We start from the raw sequence: 23,732 nt of genomic DNA on the forward strand, positions 1-23,732 counted from the left end.
TGTCCGTTATTAGGTGAAGTGCGGCGATGGGGTCGTAGCGGCGTAAGCCGCCGGAGTGCCCCTCGTCGCGATTCGCCGAGAAACACGGACGTGGTTAACAGCACAATCTAACAGCCCCTTTGTGGGGCTGTTTGCTTAACGATATGACAACGTTAGCGTTTATAACGCGATAGTCACCTTGCCGCGCATATGCCCTTCCTGCACCTTGGCATGAGCCTGTTGCAGCGTTTCGATGCTTAACCCGTTCAACACTTCACTGGCAGTGCCTTGCAGCTTGCCCGCATCCACCAGATGCGCCACCTCTTGCAGAATTTTCCCTTGCTGTTCCATATCCGGCGTTTGGTACATGCTGCGGGTAAACATAAATTCCCAATGCAGCGAGGCACTTTTACGCTTCAACTCGTTCTGATCCAACGGACGTTCGTTTTCCACGATGGTGCAAATTTTGCCCTGCGGTGCAATCAACGTGCCTATCGCGCCCCAGTGTCCGTCGGTGTCGTTCAGGCAGAAAATATAATCCACCTGGGTGATGCCCGCTTTTTTCAGCTCACCGACCAAATCGCGATAATCAACCACCAGATCCGCTCCGCGCTGGCGGCACCATTCTGCCGAATCAGGACGGGATGCCGTGGCGATAACCTTGACCTCACTGCGCAGTGCCGCCAGTGAGATAGCCAGAGAACCGACGCCGCCCGCGCCGCCGATAATCAGCAGATTTTTCCCCGCATCCGCGTCCTGAATCTCAAGGTGCTCAAACAGTCCTTCCCAGGCGGTAAGTGCGGTCAGCGGCAGGGCAGCGGCGGCAGCCCAGTCGAGAGAGACGGGTTTGTGCGACACAATACGTGCATCAATGAGCTGGTGCGAGCTGTTGCTGCCAGCGCGCGTGATATCGCCCGCATACCACACTTCATCTCCCACTTGAAAACCACTGACGCGATCGCCAATGGCAAGCACGGTGCCACTGGCATCCCAGCCTAACACGCGCGGTTCAGCCAACCCGTTTTTACGCAACCCGGCATGAACTTTGGTATCGACGGGATTGATGGATATCGCTTTTACCTCAACCAGCAGATCGTGCGGACCCGGCTGCGGCTGCTCTTGGGTAATGGCGATAAAACGTTCGGGATGTTGTGGGTCAACGGCAATAGCCTGTACGGTCATGATGGGTTCCTCATTGTTTCGATAAGAAAAGTGTAGAACGAACTCATCGCGCTGATAAGATGGACAATCATTAACGAAGTGTTTGTCACAGGCGAACAATTATGTTTAAACCCTCCATGTTCAGGCAGTGGCAAGATATGGCGCTGTTTGCGCTGGTGGCCGAATGCGGCAGTGTGACACAGGCCGCGCTCAAGGCTGGCATGGCCAAATCCAGCCTCAGCTTGCGTATCAGCCAACTCGAACAACAGCTTGGATTGCGGCTGCTAAACCGCACTACGCGCAAGATCAGCCTGACGTTCGCTGGCGAGCGCTATCTGATCCACTGTCAGGAGATGATGCAGGCCAGCGAACGCGCCGATCTCGCTATTCAACATTTGCGTGATAACCCGAGCGGGCGGCTTCGCATCACCAGCCCTGCCGGTTTTGGTGCCACGCTGCTGGCGCGCTTGACCACCGAGTTTCAGCGCCGCTTTCCCGCCGTGTCTCTCGAAATTGCCATCTCTGACACGCTGGTGGATCTAGTCGATGAAGGGTTTGACGTGGCATTTCGCACCGGTAAGCCGCTGGATTCTTCACTGATTGGCAGACCGTTGGGTGTTACGCCGCGCTATCTGGTGGCCTCACCGCACTATCTGGCGCGTCACCCTGCGTTGGTGCATCCGCAGCAGCTTCAGTCTCATCAATGTATTGCCCATCGTGCCTGGGCGGAGTGGGCATTGCAACGCGGCAGCGAGGACTATCGCTGGTTGCTTCCGCTGACGCACACCACGGACAATCTGCTCTATGCCCGTGAATGCGCGATGGCGGGCGCAGGCATCACCCTGCTGCCAGCGTTTCTGGTCGATGGCGTCGATCTGCCCCAGCCTCTGGTGCACGTGCTGCCTGAATGGCGTGCAGAGCCCAATGAACTTTATTTGGTTTATCCCAGCAGGAAGCTCAATTCTCCCGCAATGGCCTGCTTTATTGAATTTGTGCTGCAACATGATGCGCTGGCGGAATATGTCACGCCGACGCCATTTTCATCCTGATAGCGTAACGTATTATATAATGTGAAAATACATTTCTTATTTTTAGAAATATAATACCACTTTATTTGAAATGTGATTATGATCACGGCATCAGGGTGGATGTTTTCACGCCATTGCCGATAAAACATGAATCCGACGATGTTTTTTTAGTAACGCCGATGCTGTTTGTGATGCGTTGCGGAAGGGATATCCATACCAGCCGTTGTCGAAGTGAGAATAACAGTCATGTCCGAGATAAAAGGAAATTCAGGTTATATCAATAACATCAGACTTGTTACGCTATTTATTAGTCTGTTAACGATTATTTTATTGCTGTTCGCTATCTCCATCGGTACGGCGAGTTATTTTCTCAAACAGAGTAACGATGCATTAGACCGGGCCAATCTGGTCTCTGATGTGCGAGCTGGCATCAGCAGCAGCATGGATCAGTTGCGCGTTGCTCGCCAACTGTTGGTTCAGGCGGCCGCGACGCAACGCGTAGGTGATGCCGAGGGCTATAAAAGCGCACTGACGCAGGCAGAGAGTCGTGTAAAAAGCTCACAAAAACGCTTTGATGAATATCTGGCTCGGCCGGATAAATTCAACGCGCCCGCTGGACTGGATGATGAACTTGCTGCCAATTACGCGACCTACCGCGATAAAGCGATCAAGCTGATTGTTGAAGCGGCGAAAAGGGGCGAATTTGAAGAAGTGATTTCGCTGGAAAGCGATGAAGCACGCAAACTGGACGAAGACTACGCACTCTCGGTGCGGAAAGCGGTGCGTTATCTGACGGATAACGCCACGCAAATCAACCAGCATGCTGAGGCCAACTCTCGTCGCGGCTTTATGCTGATGGCGCTCTCCTTTGTGGCCTCCATTGTGATGGCAGTAATCATCTATGTGATTATACGCAATGCGCTATTGGCTCCGCTGGATCGGTTGGTGACGCGCATTCAACGTATTGCCGCCGGGGATTTAACCCAGCGCGCCAGTGAGATGGGGCGTAACGAAATCGGTATTCTGGGGCAGAACGTCCAGAACATGCAGGCCGCATTGGCAGAAACGGTTAGCGTGGTGCGCGAAGGGGCAACGGCGATTCATCAGGGTTCCACGGAAATTTCCGCCGGTAACGTCGATCTCTCCTCTCGCACGGAGCAGCAGGCAGCCGCGCTGGAAGAGACGGCTGCCAGCATGGAACAACTGACGGCCACGGTAAAGCAAAACTCGGACAACGCCCACCATGCCAGCCAACTGGCGAAAAATGCTTCGACCAAAGCGGAGCAGGGCGGTGATATCGTGAATAACGTGGTGACCACCATGAGCGATATCTCTACCAGTTCACGCAAGATTGCCGACATTACCTCCGTGATTAACGGCATCGCCTTCCAGACCAACATTCTGGCGCTGAATGCCGCCGTTGAAGCCGCCCGTGCCGGTGAGCAAGGGCGCGGGTTTGCCGTGGTGGCCGGTGAAGTGCGCAGTCTGGCACAGCGCAGCGCACAGGCGGCAAAAGAGATTGAATCCTTGATCGGTGAGTCAGGTCGCCTGGTTGATACCGGCGCGCAACTGGTGTCGCAGGCGGGAGAAACCATGGGTGAGATCGTTCAGGCGGTCACCAGCGTGACCGACATCATGGGAGAAATCGCCTCTGCGTCCGATGAACAGAGTCGAGGAATCAGTCAGGTAAGCCAGGCGGTATCGGAAATGGATAGCGCAGTGCAGCAGAATGCGGCGTTGGTACAGGAAGCCTCTGCGGCAGCGGTATCGCTGGAGGAGCAGGCCGGGCGTTTAACGCAGGCGGTTGCGGTGTTCCAGATAGTCCCTTCAGCGCCTACGCGTGCGCTGGCAGGCGCGGCCGCTGCGTCAACGCCGGTGCGCAGCAACCCTGCGTTGCCTGCGGCAGGCACAAAACGGGTCAAGCCGGATGACAATCAGAACTGGGAAACCTTTTGATCGCGATTGATCGGTGAACGCCGTAAAAAAAACGCTCCGACGTCATTCCCGGCGTCATTCCCGCGAAGACGGGAATCTCTTGCCGAAGAAACGCGTTTCTTCTTATAGAGATCCCCGGCCTACGCCGAGGATGACGAAGGGGAGAGGCCGAGGATGACGAAGCGATAACGTGACTTTGTCATCCTCGACGCTATCAGCACATTACTTCGCGATACGTTTGTACTTGATGCGGTGAGGTTCCAGCGCATCGGCACCCAGCGTGCGTTTCTTGTACTCTTCGTATTCGGTGAAGTTACCTTCGAAGAACTCCACCTTGCCTTCATCCTGATAATCCAGAATGTGAGTCGCAATACGGTCAAGGAACCAACGGTCGTGGGAAATAACCATGGCGCAGCCGGGGAACTCCAGCAGGGCGTTTTCCAGTGCGCGCAGGGTTTCAATATCCAGGTCGTTGGTCGGTTCATCGAGCAGCAGCACGTTGCCGCCGACTTGCAGCAGCTTCGCCAGATGCAGACGACCGCGTTCACCACCGGACAGTTCGCCGACGCGTTTGCCCTGATCTGTGCCTTTAAAGTTAAAGCGACCAACATAGGCGCGACTCGGCATCTCGGTGGTGCCAACACGCATGATGTCCAGCCCGCCGGAGACTTCTTCCCACACGGTTTTGCTGTTGTTCATGCTGTCACGGAACTGATCGACCGACGCCAGTTTTACCGTTTCACCCAGTTCGATAGTGCCGCCATCGGGCTGCTCCTGGCCGGACATCATACGGAACAGCGTTGATTTACCGGCACCGTTCGGGCCGATAATCCCAACAATCGCCCCCTTGGGCACCGCAAACGACAGGCCGTCGATCAGTTGGCGCTCGCCGTAGGCTTTGCTCAGGTTGGTGACTTCCACCACTTTGTCGCCCAGGCGTGGACCTGGTGGAATAAACAGTTCGTTGGTTTCGTTACGTTTCTGGTATTCGGTGCTGTTAAGCTCTTCAAAGCGAGCCAGGCGGGCTTTGCCCTTGGCCTGACGACCCTTGGCACCCTGACGCACCCACTCCAGCTCTTTCTCAATGGATTTACGGCGGGCCGCTTCCTGAGAGGCTTCCTGCGCCAGACGTTGGTCTTTTTGCTCCAGCCAGGAAGAGTAGTTACCTTCCCACGGAATGCCTTCGCCGCGGTCCAGTTCCAGAATCCAGCCAGCGACGTTATCGAGGAAGTAACGGTCGTGGGTAATGGCGACCACGGTGCCTTCGAAGTCGTGCAGGAAGCGTTCCAGCCAGGCCACGGATTCCGCATCCAGGTGGTTGGTCGGTTCGTCGAGCAGCAGCATGTCTGGTTTTTCCAACAGCAGACGACACAGCGCCACGCGACGGCGTTCGCCCCCGGACAGCTTGGCGATTTTCGCATCCCATTCCGGCAGGCGCAGCGCATCGGCAGCACGTTCCAACTGGTTATCCAGATTATGGCCGTCGTGCGCCTGAATGATCTCTTCCAGTTTGCCTTGCTCAGCCGCCAGTTTGTCGAAATCGGCATCCGGATCGGCGTACAGTGCATACACTTCATCCAGACGTTTCAGCGCGCCGACCACTTCCGATACCGCTTCTTCGACGGATTCACGTACCGTGTGTTCCGGGTTGAGCTGCGGCTCCTGCGGCAAATAGCCGATTTTGATGCCAGGTTGCGGGCGCGCTTCCCCTTCGATGTCTGTATCGATCCCTGCCATGATGCGCAGCAGGGTGGATTTCCCTGCGCCGTTCAGACCCAGCACGCCAATTTTTGCGCCCGGGAAGAAGCTAAGGGAGATATTTTTTAAGATATGGCGCTTCGGCGGAACCACTTTGCCGACGCGGTGCATGGTATAGACGTATTGAGCCACGTTGCGACTTCGCCTCTCTATAGGTTAAAGGATGCAGTGCGAAGCCCGCGCTGCATCGAGGTTAACGATGAAGGTGGGGCGTCGCCCTCTTCGATTTATCGTTATACTGATGCGGAGTGTAGCTGGTTTCGCCGTGCGATCCCAGCCATCAGCCCTTACAGTCTGTCACTCTGTGAAATGGCTCCAAGGGCTGTGTTATCACGCCCTGCACCCAACCCGGAATTTCTAAACGGTTATCCTTACGTTGCTTGACATTTTATTCCCTTTTGCGACATATCGCCGCCGCGCATCCTGTGCCACACTGGAGGGCAGCAAATGTCGTCTGGATGATGCAAATTTTGCTGATGCAAACCTCGTGTTTGCACTGATTGCGGCATTCTGCGGCGAAATTTATCAGTGATGTGCACATTGCATGTCGATAACCGTTTGGGATGAGGTGGTTTGGATGAAGGGTAACATGGGGCGCTGGGCGCGCATTGCCATCCTGTGTCTGGCGGGGGTGACCAGCGCCGCCATGGCGGATACACTGGACGCCCAACGCCAGCGCTATCAGCAGGTTAAACAGGCGTGGGACAGTAATCAGATGGATACCGTGCAGGCGTTAATGCCAACCCTGCGCGATTACCCGCTTTATCCTTACCTGGAATACCGCGCGTTAACGCAATCGCTGGGGCAGGTGAGCAGCAGCGACGTCAGTGCATTTTCGGCGCGTTATCCAACGCTACCGCCAGCACGTAACCTGAAATCTCTGTTTGTGAATGAGCTGGCGCGCCGCGAGGACTGGGCGGGCCTGCTGGCATTTGCGCCAACCTCGCCCAAACCGGTTGCAGCGCACTGTAATCACCTGTATGCGCGCTGGGCGACGGGACAGCGTCAGGGCGTATGGGATGAAGCAAAGGCTATCTGGCTGACCGGACGTTCGCTGCCCACCACCTGCGATAAGCTGTTTGCCGTGTGGGAAGATGCCGGTGAGAAAACGCCGATCGCCGTACTGGAGCGCATTCGGCTGGCGATGAATGAAGGCAGCACCGGGTTGGTGAACTATCTGGTGAAACAGCTTCCGCCTGATTACCGCACCATCAGCGATGCGCTGATGAAATTGCAAAACGACCCCAAAACCGTAGAGCGCTTTGCTCGCAGCGTGGGGCCAACGGATTTTACGCGCAATGCCACGCTGGTCGCCTTCCGCCAACTGGCGCGACAGGATGAAGAGAGCGCCCGTGCGCTTATCAGCACATTGGTTCGGCTGCAAAAAATGAGCGAGGCCGATCGCCGCGAGATGGAAGAAGCGGTGGCCTGGCGTTGGATGGGAACCGGTGCGACGCCCGAACAGGCCGCCTGGCGTGATGCCGTGGCGCAGCGCAGCCAATCAACCAGCCTGATTGAACGCAGGGTGCGCATGACGCTCGGGGAAGGGGATAAAGCGGGGCTGCGCTTCTGGCTCGCGAAACTTCCGGCTGAGGCGCTACAGAAAGAAGAATGGCGCTATTGGCAGGCGATGTTGCTGTTAGATAACGGCCAGCGTCAGGATGGTGAAGCGATACTGCGACAGCTGATGCAGGCGCGGGGGTTCTACCCGATGGTCGCCGCGCAGAAGTTGGGTATCCCCTATTCCTTGACCATTGCGTCGTCCACTCCGGATAAAACCCTGGCACAACGGCCGGAAATTGCGCGTGTGCGCGAACTGATGTACTGGAACATGGACAATCTGGCGCGCAGCGAATGGGGAGAACTGGTGGCGAACAGCGATAAGCCGCGTCAGGGGGCGTTAGCGCGTTACGCGTTGGATCAAGGGTGGGCCGATCTCAGCGTGCAGGCGACCATTGTGGCCAAGCTGTGGGACAATCTGGAAGAACGTTTCCCGCTGGCATGGCGTGATACCTTCCAGCGAATGACGCAAGGGCGCGCCATTCAACAGAGCTATGCGATGGCGATTGCCCGTCAGGAAAGCGCCTGGAACCCTCAGGCGCGCTCGCCGGTGGGGGCGTCCGGCCTGATGCAACTGATGCCTGCCACCGCGCAGCATACCGCGAAGAAGGGCAACCTGAACGGCTATGTTAACAGCAGCCAGCTGTTTGATCCCGAAACCAATATTCTGTTGGGCACCACCTATCTGGATGATGTTTATCAGACGTTCAATAACAACCGCATTCTTGCCAGCGCGGCCTATAATGCCGGGCCTTCGCGCGTGAACACCTGGCTGAAAAACAGCGCAGGGCGTATCGATCCGGTTGCCTTTATTGAAAGTATTCCGTTTACCGAAACGCGTGGCTATGTGAAAAACGTGCTGGCCTACGATGCCTTCTATCGCTATTTTCTGCATCAGAATGACAGCGTATTGACGTCAGCAGAATGGGGGCAGCGTTATTAGGTCTTGCGTCGCCGATGGGATTTTTCACGCACGATATCGGTGATTTCCCAGTGATTATGCTATGCTGCTGTACTCGCTAACGAGTATGGCAGCCCGCTATGACCCCTTTATCACATACCGATCCTGCGCTTTCCGAACACGGCAATGAAGATTGGCTCAAGTTTGTCGAGCTATTGAAGCTTTCTGTGACGGAAGATCTGCATCACCCTCTGTTGCAACTGTTGTTGACGCCGGACGAACGCACGGCGCTTGCGACGCGTGTGCGCATTATTCAGGAGTTGATGCGAGGAGAGATGAGCCAGCGTGAATTGAAAAACGAACTGGGAGCCGGTATTGCTACCATTACGCGCGGTTCCAACAGCTTAAAAGCGGCACCGCCAGCGCTGAAACAGTGGCTGGAAACACAACTGCTGCCTGAGGGCAAATAGGGCAGTGGGACGTCGCAGAGGTTAAGGGGCATCGCGCCCCTTAAACGGGTTAGCTTGGCTGGCTGTAAATCGGGTTGTGGAAAGGTACTAACGCTAACAACAGTGCCTGATAGTAGACGCTGGTGCGTGTCAGTTTACCGTCGGTGAACACCCCAATCGCACCGCCCTGATGTTTAATGTCCTGAATGCCGGTCAAACGTGCCATTTCGTCTCCCAGCTCTCTTCCTTCCTTGATTCCTTGTAATATACTTTCCGGCAGCACCAGGCTGGCGGAGCGTGATTCACCACGCAGATGTGGGTTTTCAATCACCATCCAGGCGAACGTCATGCTCTCTTCAATGCCAGCTTCAACGCCGACCCAGAAATTGGCCTCGGGCCGAACCTGACGGGCGCGCATAACGCGGTTGCGGGCTCCGGTACGTGTTTCGGTGGAACCCAAGGGCTGATGAGAAACGCCGCTGTCGACATCAACACCTTCGATGCGACAGTTTTCTTCGCCAAAGACATCCGTGAATGCGAGTGTAATAGCCTTAATTTTTGCCGGGTTGGTAGTGGCAGCGACAACATGGTACATAACGGTTCATACTCTTTTAGTTAATTTGACGCAGTATAATGGAAAAAAGCGATGTTACAGGTATATCTTGTTCGCCACGGTGAAACGGAATGGAACGTGGCTCGGCGTATTCAGGGACAATCTGACAGCCCGTTGACCGCGCAAGGCGAACAGCAGGCCTATCAGGTTGCGAACCGTGTTAAAACGCTAGGCATTACGCATATCTTTACCAGCGATTTAGGGAGGACGCGCCGCACTACGGAGATTATTGCGCAGTCTTGCCATCACTGTGAAGTGGTTGAAGACCCTAATTTGCGTGAGCTGAATATGGGCGTGCTGGAAATGCGCGACATAGACACGCTCAGCCCGCAAGAGGAAACCTGGCGCAAGCAACTGGTGGACGGTACGCCGGATGGCCGCATTCCCGAAGGGGAATCCATGGCGGAGATGGCAACGCGTATGCATCAGGTGCTCGATCGCTGTCTGGCGCTGCCGCCCGGCAGCCGTCCGCTGCTGGTCAGTCATGGTATGGCCCTCGGCTGCTTGTTAAGCACCATCCTTGGGCTGCCTGCCAGTGCAGAACGCCGTTTGCGGTTGCGTAACTGCTCGGTCTCCCGCATCGATTATCAGCAGAGCCCGTGGTTGGCGTCCGGCTGGGTCGTGGAAACCGCCGGGGATGTTTCTCATCTTGATACCCCGGCATTGGATGAACTCCAGCGTTAACGGTGTGCGCGCTTAGCGACGGATAGGGATCAGGTATTCGCAGCGGATCACTTTCGGTGGTCCGTCTTCTTTCGTCCCGTTCGGGGTGAAACGTTCTGCGTCACAGCCGTCGCGACGCGTTAGCTCGAAGGTGGGCAGGCAGGTATCGTACAGGCTGATAATGAAATCCTGTAGCGCATCAGTGGGGCCTTCATAGACGAACAACGCGTACTCGCCGCCGGGAAGCGTAATCGGCTCGCCGGGGTGAACCCCTTCCGGAACGTGCTCTGGCTCCACGGCAGTGGTATAGAGCACATCATGTTCGTCTTCTTTATCCTTGCTCGGGCGGGCGTGATGCAGACCATACAGCAAAGGGGGAATGCATTTGGCTTCGCCCAGGTACTGCCGCCAGAAATGCACGCGCATTTCCGTGCGGAAATTACAGATTTGTTCCAAAGAGCAGTTGCAGTTTTGCGTGACGCCCACCAACTGCGTATCCGGCAGCGTGACAAACTCAGGTTGCGGCAGTGTGAATTCACCTAAACGCAACGGAGGGCGAATACCGTAGGTATTCCACTCTTCAGCACGACGGTAAGAGGCTGGCGTCTGAGCAAACTGTTTTTTGAACGCGCGCGTGAACGTTTGCTGCGAATCGAAGCGGTATTGCAGCGCGATATCGAGGATCGGCCTGCCGGTCATACACAGTGCCATCGCGGCTTTGGTCAACCGGCGTGCGCGAATATACGCGCCAATGGCGTGCCCAGTGACATCTTTGAACATACGTTGCAGGTGCCATTTGGAGTAGCCGGCTTTTGCTGCCACGTTATCCAGCGACAGTGGCTGGTCAAGATGGTTTTCCAGCCAATTGAGCAGGTCACGTATGATACTGGCTTGATCCATAGAACATCCTCGATAGAACACACAAAGCACGAAGCGCATAGAGATCAGGCATCATAGCAACTTTTTGCTGTTGTCACCGCTTAAGATTTTTGAATAATTTATACAAACAATCAGGTGAAATTTTCATACTTTAGCCCTATATCTAGTAGCGGCATCGTCAGCGGGGGAAAAACCCCTGTAACTTGTTTCCAGACAGAGAGAAATATCGATGAAAAACGCATTAATCATGGGAGCCTGTATGGCGCTGCTGAGCGTGGGCAGCGTCGCCAGGGCGGAACAGATTGGTTCTGTAGATACGGTTTTCAAACTGCTGGGGCCAGACCATAAAATTGTGGTGGAAGCCTTTGACGATCCAGACGTTGCGAACGTTACCTGCTATTTAAGCCGTGCTAAAACCGGCGGCATCAAAGGGGGGTTAGGCCTGGCAGAGGATACCTCCGATGCGGCCATTTCCTGCCAGCAGGTTGGGCCGATTACGCTGTCGGATAAGATAAAGAAAAGTGATGATAGTGGCACGGTGGTGTTCCAAAAGCGCACGTCACTGGTGTTCAAAAAACTTCAGGTGGTCCGTTTCTATGATGAGAAACGCAACGCGCTGGTCTACCTGACTTACTCCGATCGTTTGGTCGATGGCTCACCCAAAAACGCCTTGAGCGCGGTGCCGATCATCCCCTGGGGCAAGAGCGAGTAGTGTGTTAGGGAATACGTGCCGAGACAGAAAAAGCCATTTTCCCCTCGTCATCCTGAGGGGGGGGGGCGTAAATGGACATTGTCAGACTATGCGGCGACTGATATGCCTCGTTAACGCACATAAGGCATAACCATCAGGGGTTAAACGATGAATTCAACGATCTGCACAGAACAACAATTCGTGGGTAGTGCACTGACAGGGAATACCATTAGCGAATGTCGGTTCATCAATTGCGATTTCTCACGTGCAGACCTGACAGAAACCGTGTTCAATAATTGCCATTTCTATGATGATGAAAGCCAGACGGGATGTGATTTTTCGCATTCGGTACTCAAGGAGGCGAGATTTATTGGGTGCGATTTGAGCCTGTGCAATTTCCGGTACGCAGACGCGTTTGGCATTGAGATCAGAGAGTGCCGCGCGCAGGGGGCCGATTTCCGTAGCGCCAGTTTCATGAACAAAATTACAGAGCGAGTTTGGTTTTGCAGTGCTTTCATTATTAAATCAAATCTGAGCTATACCAACTTCTCAAAAACCGTATTAGAGAAATGTGAACTATGGGAAAACCGCTGGACGGCGGCAAATGTACTTGGTGCTTCCTTTGTTGGATCAGATCTCTCTGGCGGTGAATTTAACGAGTTTGACTGGCGTTCAGCTAATTTTACATTTTGTGACCTCACGGGCGCTGCATTGGGGAACCTCACTATCAGGGATACCGAGCTCGACGGTGTGAAGCTTGATATGAATCAGGCGGGTCAACTTCTGATGGATTTAGGGATTATTTTACAAGGTTAGAATGGGGTTGATGCTTTGTCGCTGAACGCAACGCGCTGGGCACGGATGAAAACAGGCATTAAAGCGATTGGCGAGAGCGGAGCCTGAGTTAAAAATAAAAGGCCGAAACCAGAGGGTTTCGGCCTGTCATGAGTCACTGAAAGCGCGTGTTAGTCTTCCAGATCGCCGCAGAAACGGTAACCTTCGCCGTGAATGGTGGCGATGATTTCTGGCGTATCGGCAGTGGATTCGAAATGCTTACGGATGCGGCGAATCGTCACGTCCACGGTGCGGTCGTGCGGTTTCAGCTCGCGGCCGGTCATTTTCTTCAATAGCTCGGCACGGGTCTGAATTTTGCCGGGGTTCTCGCAGAAGTGCAGCATGGCGCGGAACTCGCTGCGCGGCAGCTTGTACTGCTCGCCTGCCGGGCTAATCAGCGAACGGCTGTTGATGTCCAGCTCCCAACCATTGAAGCGGTAGCTTTCTACCAGACGACGCTCTTCGCTCACACCGCCCAAATTCATGGTACGGGACAGCAAATTGCGCGCACGGATAGTCAACTCACGTGGGTTAAACGGTTTGGTGATGTAATCATCCGCACCGATTTCCAGGCCGAGGATCTTATCCACTTCGTTATCACGTCCGGTCAGGAACATCAGCGCGACGCTGGCCTGTTCACGCAGTTCGCGTGCCAACAGCAGGCCGTTTTTGCCGGGCAGATTGATGTCCATGATAACCAGATTGATATCATGTTCGGACAGGATATGGTGCATCTCAGCGCCGTCAGTGGCTTCGTGAACGACATATCCTTCAGCCTCAAAGATGCTCTTGAGGGTGTTGCGAGTTACCAACTCGTCTTCGACAATAAGAATGTGCGGGGTCTGCATGTTTGCTACCTAAAATTGCCAACTAATTATAGAATTCGGAAGTACAGAAGTCGCCATCGGTCTTTTCGTGCCCGCACGCGCGGTGCGAGGTTATAGGGCTCTTACCGGAGTTTGGGGCGCAAAGGGCACGCTCACACTCGCAATGTAGACTAAAGTACGCAAATACGTTCCTGGTGCATGCCTGACTTCACCCGATGCGGCACGTTGCTACAGCAACGACATCTCCGCATATCGGTTGCCTGACGCTGACAAAATTCCGCGTGAATCAGTTGCGCGGGCAGCGCCAGTGCTTTCTACGTGATAACCGGCGATATCAGATGATAATCAGGCTAACTCAACTACGCCTAAAGTGGTGCATAGTTTAACCTTATTAACAGCAACATAACAGTAAGCGCCGATTTTGATCGCTCACAAATCTACGGTTCCGTTGACATATATCAAATTTCATTGTAGCACGTTAACTATTTTGTGAAAAATACTTATAAGATTGCCAGCTTAAGTCACAATCTGCCTGATTTGGATACGATTCAGCAGCGCAAGCGACCGCAACGAATACGGAACGCCATCTTGCGATGGTCATTATATAATGCATTGATATTAAAGCATATGTAATGATTTTTTTGGTTTTTATTCCTTTTTAAGCCTGACCCGCATTTTTTACCGTAAGGTAACGCTCGAATGTTTCATTTTTGTTAATGTAATCCAGGCTGGCGGGACGAGGCGTACCGGGTATTGCATGTCCGCCAGCCACTTTCTCTCTTTGGAGGTTTTGTGCAGTTTTTTATTGTGCTGGTCGCGCCAGCCCGCCCAGAGAACGTGGGGGCGGCAGCCAGAGCCATGAAAACCATGGGATTTCATTCACTGCGTATCGTTGACAGTCAGGCGCACCTTGAGCCCGGTGCACGACGGGTGGCGCACGGGGCCGGTGATATTCTGGATAATGTGACCTGCTACCCTTCGCTCGCTGACGCGCTGGCCGATGTGGATTTTACCGTTGCGACCACGGCGCGCTCGCGCGCAAAATTCCACTATTACTGCACGCCCAGCGCGTTACTCGATCTGATGCAGGAGAAACAGCAGTGGGTAGGTTCTGCCGCACTGGTGTTTGGTCGTGAAGATTCTGGTCTCACCAACGAGGAGTTGGCGCTGGCGGATATCCTGACAGGGGTGCCGATGCAGGCAGACTATCCGTCACTGAATTTAGGGCAGGCCGTCATGGTCTATTGTTACCAGTTGGCGCAACTGATGCAGGTGCAGGCAGAGACCGCCGAAGCCGCGCAGGCGGGGCAGTTGGTGGCGTTGCGCCATCGGTTGGATAAGCTGTTGGTGACGTTGCAGGTAGACGATGACGAGAAACTGCGTGACTGGCTAATGCAGCGTATCGGGCTGTTACAGCAACGCGATACCGCCATGCTGCATACGTTGCTGCACGATATTGAGAAGGCACTGAAGTGAGATGAAAAAAAGAAATCCATTGACTTCATGTCGCGATTGCCTTAACTAATAGAGGATAGAAACCGATTTATTGATCGAGAATCCTTACGCATGCGTCATATCAGCCTGACCACCACCATTATTACCACCACCATTACTACCAGTAACGGTGCGGGCTGACGCGTAGAAAAGAATCTGAAAAAGCCCGCACCTAAACAGTGCGGGCTTTTTTTTTACGGCGAAGAGCAGGCTACGCCGACCCGGGCCGCCAGCAGCGGCAGCCAAAAGCGCACAGCGTGTTTTGGTGACTGAAACTCAGGAGAAGAGATAAAAATGCGAGTGTTGAAATTTGGCGGGACTTCCGTGGCGAATGCGGCGCGTTTTGCGCGCGTTGCCGATATCATCGAGAGCAATGCGCGTCAGGGACAGGTTGCCACCGTGCTGTCTGCCCCGGCGAAAATCACCAACCACCTGGTGGCGATGATTGATAAAACCGTTGCGGGCCAAGACATTCTGCCGCATATCAACGATGCCGAAACTATCTTTTCTTCTCTGTTAAAAGGGTTGGCGGAATCCCAGCCGGGTTTTCCGTATGAGCGCTTGTCCACGTTGGTACAACAAGAGCTGGGTCAGCTGAAACAGGTTCTGCACGGCATTTCACTGCTGGGGCAGTGCCCGGACAGCGTCAACGCCAGCATCATCTGCCGTGGCGAGAAACTCTCTATCGCCATCATGGAAGCGGTATTTCAGGCGCGTGGTTATAAAGTATCGGTTATCGATCCGGTAAAACGTTTGCTGGCGCAGGGCCATTATCTGGAATCTACCGTGGATATCGCTGAATCCACGCGCCGTATCGCCGAGCAAGGTATCCCTGCCGATCACGTGATTCTGATGGCGGGATTCACCGCGGGTAATGATAAAGGAGAACTGGTGGTACTGGGCCGTAACGGCTCTGATTACTCTGCCGCTGTGTTGGCCGCCTGTTTACGCGCCGACTGTTGTGAAATCTGGACTGACGTGGACGGTGTCTACACCTGCGACCCGCGTCAGGTGCCTGATGCGAGACTGCTGAAGTCGATGTCGTATCAGGAAGCGATGGAGCTCTCCTACTTCGGCGCCAAAGTGCTTCACCCCCGTACCATCGCTCCCATCGCCCAGTTCCAAATTCCCTGCCTGATTAAAAATACCGAAAACCCCCAAGCGCCCGGCACACTGATTGGTCTGGACAGCTCTGATACCCAATATCCGGTAAAAGGCATCACCAACCTGAACAACATGGCGATGTTCAACGTTTCCGGCCCCGGCATGAAAGGCATGGTGGGGATGGCAGCGCGCGTGTTTGCGGCAATGTCCCGTGCGGGCATCTCCGTGGTGCTGATCACGCAGTCCTCTTCCGAGTACAGCATCAGCTTCTGCGTGTCGCAAAGCGAGCTGGCCCGTTCCAAGAAAACGCTGGAAGATGAATTCTATCTGGAACTGAAAGACGGCGTGCTAGAACCGCTGGATATCACTGAGCGTCTGGCGATCATTTCCGTGGTGGGTGACGGTATGCGCACGCTGCGCGGCCTTTCCGCCCGCTTGTTCTCCGCGTTGGCCAGCGCCAATATCAATATTATCGCGATTGCGCAGGGCTCTTCTGAGCGCTCCATCTCGGTGGTGGTGGATAACGATGTGGCAGTCACTGGCGTGCGTGTCGCACACCAGATGCTGTTTAACACCGATCAGGTGATCGATGTGTTCGTTATCGGCGTAGGCGGCGTGGGCGGTGCCTTGCTGGAGCAGATTCATCGCCAGCAGCCGTGGCTGAAGCAGAAACATATCGATCTGCGCGTCTGTGGTATTGCCAACTCCAAAGCGTTGCTGACCAATATCAACGGCATTGCGCTGGATTCCTGGCGTGAAGCGCTGAATGAGGCGCGCGAACCTTTCAATCTGGGTCGCCTGATTCGTCTGGTGAAAGAGTACCACCTGCTTAACCCGGTTATCGTAGACTGTACCTCCAATCAGGCGGTGGCCGATCAGTATGCCGATTTCCTGGCCGATGGCTTCCACGTGGTTACGCCAAACAAAAAGGCCAACACCGGCTCCATGAGCTACTACCAGCAACTGCGCAGCGCTGCCGCTAAATCACGCCGCAAGTTCCTGTATGACACCAACGTCGGTGCCGGGCTTCCGGTGATTGAAAACCTGCAAAACCTGTTGAATGCCGGAGATGAGCTGCTGCGTTTCACCGGGATTCTCTCGGGGTCGCTCTCCTTTATCTTCGGTAAGCTGGATGAAGGCATGAGCTTGTCGCAGGCCACGTTGCAGGCGAAAGCCAATGGCTACACCGAGCCCGATCCGCGTGACGATCTGTCCGGCATGGATGTGGCGCGCAAATTGCTGATTCTGGCACGTGAAGCGGGCTATAAGCTGGAACTGGCCGATATCGAGGTGGAGTCGGTGCTGCCGCCGTCCTTTGATGCCTCGGGCGATGTCGACACCTTTATGGCGCGTTTACCCGAGCTGGACGCGCAATTCAGTGAAAAAGTGGCGCAGGCGCGGGAAGCAGGTAAAGTGTTGCGTTATGTCGGCGTGATTGAAGAAGGGCGCTGCAAAGTGCAAATTAGCGCAGTGGGCGGTAACGATCCGCTGTTCAAAGTGAAAGACGGTGAGAATGCGCTGGCGTTCTATAGCCAGTATTACCAGCCATTGCCGCTGGTGCTGCGCGGTTATGGCGCGGGTAATGATGTGACAGCGGCCGGTGTGTTTGCCGATCTGTTGCGCACGCTGTCATGGAAGTCAGGAGTATAATAATGGTTAAAATTTATGCGCCCGCGTCGATCGGCAACGTCAGCGTTGGGTTTGATGTGCTGGGCGCGGCGGTTACGCCGGTTGATGGCTCACTGTTGGGCGATTGCGTGACCGTAACGGCGGCGGAGAGTTTCAGCCTGCGCAATGAAGGCCGTTTTGTCGGCAAACTGCCGAGTGAGCCGAAAGAGAACATTGTCTACCAGTGTTGGGAACGGTTTTGTCAGGAAGTGGGGAAAACCATTCCTGTCGCCATGACGCTGGAAAAGAACATGCCGATCGGCTCGGGTCTGGGTTCCAGCGCCTGTTCCGTGGTCGCTGGTCTGATGGCGATGAACGAATTTTGTGGCAAACCGCTGGATGATACGCGTTTGCTGGCGCTGATGGGCGAACTGGAAGGGCGTATTTCCGGCAGCGTGCACTACGATAATGTCGCGCCGTGCTTCCTGGGCGGTATTCAACTGATGATCGAGCAAAACGGCATCATCAGCCAGCCGGTACCTGCGTTTGACGATTGGCTGTGGGTGATGGCCTATCCGGGGATCAAAGTGTCGACCGCGGAAGCGCGTGCCATTCTGCCCGCGCAGTATCGCCGTCAGGATTGCATCAGCCATGGCCGTTATCTGGCGGGCTTTATTCACGCTTGTCACACCCGCCAGCCTGCGCTGGCGGCGGCGTTGATGCAGGATGTGATCGCCGAGCCGTACCGTACACGCCTCCTGCCCGGCTTTGCCAACGCGCGTCAGGCGGCAAAAGATATTGGCGCGCTGGCGTGCGGTATCTCCGGTTCAGGGCCGACGCTGTTTTCCGTGTGCGACGATATGGAAAAGGCGCAGCGTCTGGCCAGTTGGCTGCAAGATAACTATTTGCAGAACGATGAAGGGTTTGTTCATATTTGCCGTCTGGATACGACAGGCGCACGTCAATTGGGATAAGGCATGAAACTTTACAACTTAAAAGACCACAACGAGCAGGTCAGCTTCTCGCAGGCGATCAAACAAGGGCTTGGACGCCAGCAAGGGCTGTTCTTCCCGCTGGACCTGCCTGAGTTCAGTTCGACGGAAATCGATGACCTGCTGGAACTGGATCTGGTTACGCGCAGCAGCCGCATTCTTTCTGCCTATCTGGGTGATGAAATTGCTCCAGAAACGGTGTATCAACGTATTAAAGCGGCGTTTACCTTCCCGGCTCCGGTTGCCACGGTTTCTGAAGATATTGCCTCTCTGGAGCTGTTCCACGGCCCGACGCTGGCGTTTAAGGACTTTGGCGGGCGCTTTATGGCGCAGATGCTGGCACAGGTCTCCAACGGGGAAAAAGTCACCATTTTGACGGCAACCTCCGGTGATACCGGTGCGGCGGTCGCGCACGCGTTTTACGGTCTGGAAAACGTGCGTGTGGTTATCTTGTATCCGCGCGGCAAAATCAGCCCGTTGCAGGAGAAACTGTTCTGTACGCTGGGCGGCAACATCCATACCATCGCGATCGACAGCGATTTCGATGCGTGCCAGGCGCTGGTGAAGCAGGCGTTTGACGATGAAGCGTTGAAGCAGACTATCGGTCTGAACTCTGCCAATTCGATCAATATCAGCCGTTTGCTGGCACAAATCTGCTATTACTTTGAAGCGGTAGCGCAGTTGCCTGCCGCCGCGCGTCAGCAACTGGTGGTGTCGGTGCCGAGTGGTAACTTCGGTGATTTGACCGCCGGTCTGTTGGCAAAATCCCTCGGCTTGCCGATCAAACGCTTTATCGCCGCTACCAATGCCAATGACACCGTGCCGCGTTATCTCAGCAACGGCGAATGGGCCCCCAATCCGACAGTGGCAACGTTGTCTAACGCGATGGATGTTAGCCAGCCGAACAACTGGCCGCGCGTAGAGGAGTTGTTCCGTCGTAAAAATTGGGCGCTGCCAACGCTGGGATTTGGTGCGGTGAGTGATGATGTGACCAAAGCGACCCTGCATGAACTGGAAGCGCTGGGCTACACCTCCGAACCGCATGCAGCCATTGCTTATCGTCTGCTGCGCGACCAACTCCAGCCGGGCGAGTTCGGCTTGTTCCTGGGAACAGCGCATCCGGCGAAATTCAAAGAGAGCGTAGAAGCCATTCTGGGTAAAACGCTGGATCTGCCAGACGCATTGGCGCAGCGTGCGGATCTGGAATTGCTCTCGCATAACTTTGCGCCCGATTTCGCGCAGTTGCGTCAGTTCCTGATGGCGTTGCCGGAATAAGTTATGCTGTTTATCGTTCCCCGCACCGTGCGGGGAACGGTAACCCTCACTGCGCGTGGCGCTTAAAGACAAGCTCCTGCTCGGTCGCGCCATATTCCGCAAAGCAGTAACCTTCCAGATTGAAATCTTGCAGTTGCTCAACCTGCGTCAGCCGGTTTTTGATAATAAAACGGCTCATCAAGCCACGCGCCTTTTTGGCGTAGAAACTGATCACCTTGAACTTGCCGTTTTTCTCATCCAGAAACACCGGTTTTATCAGCGTAGCATTGAGCTTTTTGACATTGACGGATTTGAAGTATTCATCTGACGCCAGATTGACGAGGATGTCATCTCCCTGTGCCTGTAGCGCCTGATTGAGGTGCTGCGTGATGGTATCACCCCAGAAGTGATAAAGATCCTTGCCGGCCTGGTTCTCCAGTCGCGTACCCATTTCCAGACGATAGGGCCGCATCAAGTCCAGCGGGCGCAGTACGCCATACAGCCCGGACAACATGCGCAGATGCTGCTGGGCAAAATCGAAATCTGCTTCGCTGAAATCTTCTGCGGCAAGCCCGGTATAGACGTCGCCTTTAAAGGCCAACAGGGCTTGGCGCGCATTGTCGGGAGTGAAATGGGGCTGCCATTCGCTAAAACGCCCGGCGTTGAGATCCGCCAGTTTGTCACTGATGCTCATCAACGAGGCTATTTGTGCCGGTGTGAGCCGTTTACACAAGGCGATCAGTTCGCTGGCGTGGTCCAGCAATGCGGGCTGCGTGTAGCGCTCGGTGGCCAACGGGCTGGTGTAATCCAGCGTTTTCGCTGGCGAAATGGTGATCAACATGGCATGGCTCCCCTGTTTTTGTTGCAGGTACTGTAGCAAAAAACACAGAAAAAAGGGGCGATGGCTGTAACAGGAAAAGGCTGTCTTGCACGGGGGGCGGTGCGTGTTATTATCGAAACATAAGTAATTTATAAGTGCGAAATACAAGACGACGTTCATATACCCACAACGAGATATGCCAACATGACGGATAAACTGACTTCCTTACGCCAATTGACCACGGTCGTGGCTGATACCGGCGATATCGCCGCGATGAAGCTCTACAAACCGCAGGATGCTACCACCAACCCTTCCCTGATTCTGAACGCGGCGCAAATTCCTGAATACCGCTCTTTGATTGAAGACGCGGTGAAATGGGCGCGTGAGCAGAGCAGCAAACGGGAACAGCAGCTTGTCGATGCCACGGACAAACTGGCCGTCAATATTGGTCTGGAAATCCTGAAACTGATCCCGGGTCGTATCTCCACGGAAGTGGATGCTCGCCTCTCTTATGATACTGAAGCGAGCGTTGCCAAAGCCAAGCATCTGATCAAGCTCTATAACGATGCGGGCATCAGCAACGATCGCATCCTGATCAAACTGGCTTCAACCTGGCAGGGCATCCGCGCCGCCGAGCAGTTGGAAAAAGAAGGCATCAACTGTAACCTGACGCTGCTGTTCTCTTTTGCACAAGCGCGTGCCTGTGCGGAAGCGGGTGTCTTCCTGATCTCCCCGTTTGTGGGCCGTATTCTGGACTGGTACAAAGCCAACACCGACAAGAAAGAGTATGCGCCGCAGGAAGATCCGGGTGTTGTCTCCGTTACTGAAATTTACGAGTACTACAAAGCGCACGGTTATGAAACCGTGGTGATGGGTGCCAGCTTCCGCAACAGCGGCGAAATTCTTGAACTGGCGGGCTGCGATCGCCTGACCATTGCGCCAGCGTTGCTGAAAGAATTGTCCGAGTCCACCGGCGATGTGCCGCGCAAACTGGCTTACAGCGGTGAGATTAAAGCGCGCCCAGCGAAAATGACCGAAGCTGAGTTCTACTGGCAGCACAATCAGGACCCGATGGCCGTTGATAAACTGGCGGACGGTATCCGCAAGTTTGCTATCGACCAGGGCAAGCTGGAAAAAATGATTGAAGACCTGCTGTAATCAACGCAGAAAACGCACAAGGCCGGGTTTCCCCGGCCTTTTTTGTTATTGCTGTTTGGGCAGGCTATAGCGCAACGCGGTTACGCTCACGTTTCGCCAGATAGAGTTTCTCATCGGCACGCTTCATCACCTGGGTAAGATCTTCCTGCGCGATATGATACTCCACCAGACCAATACTGACGGAGAGCTTCATCTTCTGGCCCGAAGACGAGGCGCTGGTGGCGTTGCTCACCGCCACTCTGGCCCGTTCAGCCACCCAGTAAGCGTCATCCAGCGCGATATTCGGCAGAACGATGGCAAATTCATCCCCGCCTAAACGGCCAAAGATCTCCTCTTTGCGAAACGAATGTTTCAGGATGGACGCTACCGTTTTCAGCGCGTCATCGCCGCCGTCGTGACCCAAGGTGTCGTTCACGTTTTTAAAGTGATCGATATCGATCAGGATGACGCAGGTGGGGCGTCGGGTCACATTGGCGATTTGCAGCACCTTGTTGGCCGCATGGTAAAAGGCATCGCGGCGCAGGTAGCCCGTCAAATCGTCGTAGCGGGCGGTGGTGGGCAATTCGATCAGGTATTTTTTGGCAAACAGCGAGAGCACGCTGCCCAGCATGGCAGCGAGTAGCGCCATAAACGCGGCAATCAGCAGAGACGAAAACGACCTCACGGTTTTATACAGCGTCGGTTCACTCAGTACGCCGGTGGTGCGGATGATAACGCCGTGCAACTCGTCGAGCGGCGACATCAGTGGAAAGATGGTGGTGTAGGTTCCTTTGCCCGCGTACTCTCCCATGGCGGGCAGCTTGTCTTTACACAAGCGCAGGACAGTCATGTCATTGAAGGTCAAATCCAATTGTGACAGGTGGGTGATGCATTCCGACTGTGTGTCACGCGTGTTGAAGCCCAACGTCCTGACACGCACCTGCGTAAAATCGCCCGTCAAAAAGCGCATATCGCTGTCTTTAACTTCACCACCGGTGTTATAGGATTGATAAATATTAATGATGCTATCAAGGTTGTGTCGCTGAGTATTCCACTCAGCCTGACGATCGTGGTAGATAACGAACAGAGCGGCAGAAAAAACCACGGAACCAAAGAAAAAGAAGGCGGATACCGGATGAGAGATGAGTTTGAGTAATTGATATTTCAGACCGGCCATGAACGTTTCCTTGGTACTCGCGCGTACAGTTGCCGCCAGCAATGCGCTAACATACTCAGTGTCGGCGCTAAGTGGCCGTGACTTTAAATATAAACGCAATCTTTTTTCTATGAGGGTCTAAAAAGCTACTTATCTCACATTATTACCGATCGCGCTGATTGTTAAACGATGTGCAGGCCTCATGCGTTAAAAAGATTGTTAAAATCAGATTTTAACTGACAGAGACGTTGTTATGAATGAATTGCGAATTGGCCTGTTATCCGTCTCCGACCGCGCCTCGAGTGGGGTATATCAGGATAAGGGCATCCCAGCGTTGCAGGAGTGGCTTGCTGCTGCGTTGACGACGCCCTTTGTCGTGGAATCTCGCCTCATTCCGGATGAGCAGCCGTTAATTGAACAGGCGTTGTGTGAGCTGGTGGATGAACGTCAGTGTCATCTGGTGTTGACAACCGGTGGTACGGGACCAGCACGGCGCGATGTCACGCCGGATGCCACGCTGGCGGTGGCCGATCGAGAAATGCCGGGCTTTGGCGAACAGATGCGCCAGATCAGCTTGCGCTTTGTGCCTACGGCAATTTTATCGCGTCAGGTGGGGGTTATTCGTAAACAGGCATTGATCCTGAACCTGCCGGGGCAACCCAAATCCATCAAAGAGACGCTGGAAGGGCTGAAAGACGATGCGGGAAACGTGGTACTGCCAGGGATTTTTGCCAGTGTACCGTATTGTATACAGCTGCTGGAAGGACCTTATGTCGAAACCAATCCGCAAGTGGTAGCAGCATTTCGCCCCAAGAGTGCGATCCGCGACACAAAAAGCTAACGTTAGTCCATTTTAAGCATAAGCTACAGCTTTGCTGGAGTGTAAAAT

21 protein-coding genes and 1 other annotated feature are annotated in these 23,732 nt (G+C 54.4%); of the genes, 14 read left to right on the forward strand and 7 right to left on the reverse strand.

Annotated features, from left to right (window positions below; all coding sequences use genetic code 11):
* Positions 1 to 159: 159 nt before the first annotated feature.
* A complete protein-coding gene (locus J5067_RS15575) occupies positions 160 to 1,161 on the reverse strand; it encodes a zinc-binding alcohol dehydrogenase family protein (RefSeq protein WP_264651503.1) in 1,002 nt (333 codons plus the stop codon).
* 116 nt (positions 1,162 to 1,277) lie between these two features.
* On the opposite strand from J5067_RS15575, the gene J5067_RS15580 reads away from it, so the two are divergent.
* Positions 1,278 to 2,189 carry a LysR family transcriptional regulator gene (locus tag J5067_RS15580; RefSeq protein WP_264651620.1) on the forward strand — a complete coding sequence of 304 codons (912 nt, stop codon included), beginning with the start codon at positions 1,278 to 1,280 and terminating at the stop codon, positions 2,187 to 2,189.
* Between the two features lie 225 nt (positions 2,190 to 2,414).
* Positions 2,415 to 4,124: a methyl-accepting chemotaxis protein gene (locus J5067_RS15585; RefSeq protein WP_264644491.1), complete on the forward strand. Its 1,710-nt coding sequence runs from the start codon at positions 2,415 to 2,417 to the stop codon at positions 4,122 to 4,124.
* A 201-nt stretch (positions 4,125 to 4,325) separates the two neighbouring features.
* Here the strand turns inward: J5067_RS15585 and ettA are convergent, their stop codons facing one another.
* Positions 4,326 to 5,993 (reverse strand): energy-dependent translational throttle protein EttA, encoded by a 1,668-nt coding sequence (gene ettA / locus J5067_RS15590; protein WP_264644492.1) that lies wholly within the window; start codon positions 5,991 to 5,993, stop codon positions 4,326 to 4,328.
* Positions 5,994 to 6,450: 457 nt separating this feature from the next.
* On the opposite strand from ettA, the gene sltY reads away from it, so the two are divergent.
* Both sltY and trpR read left to right on the forward strand, forming a co-directional pair.
* Positions 6,451 to 8,364, forward strand: coding sequence for a murein transglycosylase (gene sltY / locus J5067_RS15595; protein ID WP_264651621.1), 1,914 nt, complete (start codon positions 6,451 to 6,453; stop codon positions 8,362 to 8,364).
* A 98-nt stretch (positions 8,365 to 8,462) separates the two neighbouring features.
* Positions 8,463 to 8,792 (forward strand): trp operon repressor, encoded by a 330-nt coding sequence (gene trpR, locus J5067_RS15600; protein ID WP_264644493.1) that lies wholly within the window; start codon positions 8,463 to 8,465, stop codon positions 8,790 to 8,792.
* 49 nt (positions 8,793 to 8,841) lie between these two features.
* Here trpR and yjjX read toward each other — a convergent pair whose 3' ends face one another.
* Positions 8,842 to 9,366 carry an inosine/xanthosine triphosphatase gene (yjjX, locus tag J5067_RS15605; protein WP_222158267.1) on the reverse strand — a complete coding sequence of 175 codons (525 nt, stop codon included), beginning with the start codon at positions 9,364 to 9,366 and terminating at the stop codon, positions 8,842 to 8,844.
* A gap of 51 nt (positions 9,367 to 9,417) precedes the next feature.
* Between yjjX and gpmB the strand changes: the two genes are divergently transcribed.
* Positions 9,418 to 10,068: a 2,3-diphosphoglycerate-dependent phosphoglycerate mutase GpmB gene (gene gpmB / locus J5067_RS15610; protein WP_264644494.1), complete on the forward strand. Its 651-nt coding sequence runs from the start codon at positions 9,418 to 9,420 to the stop codon at positions 10,066 to 10,068.
* Positions 10,069 to 10,080: 12 nt separating this feature from the next.
* Here gpmB and robA read toward each other — a convergent pair whose 3' ends face one another.
* Entirely contained in the window at positions 10,081 to 10,947 is an 867-nt protein-coding gene (robA, locus tag J5067_RS15615; RefSeq protein ID WP_264644495.1) for an MDR efflux pump AcrAB transcriptional activator RobA, read from the reverse strand.
* A gap of 208 nt (positions 10,948 to 11,155) precedes the next feature.
* Between robA and creA the strand changes: the two genes are divergently transcribed.
* Positions 11,156 to 11,638, forward strand: a complete 483-nt coding sequence (gene creA, locus J5067_RS15620; RefSeq protein WP_222158265.1) for a protein CreA — start codon at positions 11,156 to 11,158, stop codon at positions 11,636 to 11,638.
* Positions 11,639 to 11,785: 147 nt separating this feature from the next.
* Positions 11,786 to 12,433, forward strand: coding sequence for a Qnr family pentapeptide repeat protein (locus tag J5067_RS15625; protein WP_264628311.1), 648 nt, complete (start codon positions 11,786 to 11,788; stop codon positions 12,431 to 12,433).
* A 149-nt stretch (positions 12,434 to 12,582) separates the two neighbouring features.
* Here J5067_RS15625 and arcA read toward each other — a convergent pair whose 3' ends face one another.
* On the reverse strand, positions 12,583 to 13,299 hold the full coding sequence (arcA, locus tag J5067_RS15630; protein ID WP_195311984.1) for a two-component system response regulator ArcA: 717 nt from the start codon (positions 13,297 to 13,299) through the stop codon (positions 12,583 to 12,585).
* Between the two features lie 771 nt (positions 13,300 to 14,070).
* Here arcA and J5067_RS15635 point away from each other — a divergent pair.
* The 5 genes from J5067_RS15635 to thrC all read left to right on the forward strand — a co-directional run bounded on the left by J5067_RS15635 (position 14,071) and on the right by thrC (position 19,751).
* Positions 14,071 to 14,754, forward strand: coding sequence for a tRNA/rRNA methyltransferase (locus tag J5067_RS15635; RefSeq protein ID WP_264644496.1), 684 nt, complete (start codon positions 14,071 to 14,073; stop codon positions 14,752 to 14,754).
* Positions 14,755 to 14,844: 90 nt separating this feature from the next.
* Positions 14,845 to 14,913 (forward strand): thr operon leader peptide, encoded by a 69-nt coding sequence (thrL, locus tag J5067_RS23305; protein ID WP_369076105.1) that lies wholly within the window; start codon positions 14,845 to 14,847, stop codon positions 14,911 to 14,913.
* Positions 14,852 to 14,968: a sequence feature (Thr leader region), on the forward strand. (Overlaps the previous gene by 62 nt.)
* Before the next feature lie 98 nt (positions 14,969 to 15,066).
* Entirely contained in the window at positions 15,067 to 17,526 is a 2,460-nt protein-coding gene (thrA, locus tag J5067_RS15640) for a bifunctional aspartate kinase/homoserine dehydrogenase I (protein ID WP_264651504.1), read from the forward strand.
* Between the two features lie 2 nt (positions 17,527 to 17,528).
* Positions 17,529 to 18,458 carry a homoserine kinase gene (gene thrB, locus J5067_RS15645; protein ID WP_264651505.1) on the forward strand — a complete coding sequence of 310 codons (930 nt, stop codon included), beginning with the start codon at positions 17,529 to 17,531 and terminating at the stop codon, positions 18,456 to 18,458.
* Positions 18,459 to 18,461: 3 nt separating this feature from the next.
* Positions 18,462 to 19,751 (forward strand): threonine synthase, encoded by a 1,290-nt coding sequence (gene thrC / locus J5067_RS15650; RefSeq protein ID WP_264651506.1) that lies wholly within the window; start codon positions 18,462 to 18,464, stop codon positions 19,749 to 19,751.
* A 46-nt stretch (positions 19,752 to 19,797) separates the two neighbouring features.
* Here thrC and yaaA read toward each other — a convergent pair whose 3' ends face one another.
* Positions 19,798 to 20,571, reverse strand: coding sequence for a peroxide stress protein YaaA (yaaA, locus tag J5067_RS15655; RefSeq protein WP_264628430.1), 774 nt, complete (start codon positions 20,569 to 20,571; stop codon positions 19,798 to 19,800).
* A gap of 183 nt (positions 20,572 to 20,754) precedes the next feature.
* Here yaaA and tal point away from each other — a divergent pair, with 183 nt between their 5' ends.
* On the forward strand, positions 20,755 to 21,708 hold the full coding sequence (tal, locus tag J5067_RS15660) for a transaldolase (protein WP_264651507.1): 954 nt from the start codon (positions 20,755 to 20,757) through the stop codon (positions 21,706 to 21,708).
* 64 nt (positions 21,709 to 21,772) lie between these two features.
* Here tal and J5067_RS15665 read toward each other — a convergent pair whose 3' ends face one another.
* A complete protein-coding gene (locus tag J5067_RS15665; protein WP_264644502.1) occupies positions 21,773 to 22,864 on the reverse strand; it encodes a GGDEF domain-containing protein in 1,092 nt (363 codons plus the stop codon).
* A gap of 232 nt (positions 22,865 to 23,096) precedes the next feature.
* Here J5067_RS15665 and mog point away from each other — a divergent pair, with 232 nt between their 5' ends.
* Entirely contained in the window at positions 23,097 to 23,684 is a 588-nt protein-coding gene (gene mog, locus J5067_RS15670) for a molybdopterin adenylyltransferase (protein WP_264644503.1), read from the forward strand.
* The last annotated feature ends 48 nt before the right edge of the window (positions 23,685 to 23,732 follow it).

Source organism: Candidatus Symbiopectobacterium sp. NZEC151, from assembly GCF_025962655.1.
Taxonomy (GTDB): Bacteria; Pseudomonadota; Gammaproteobacteria; order Enterobacterales; family Enterobacteriaceae; genus Symbiopectobacterium.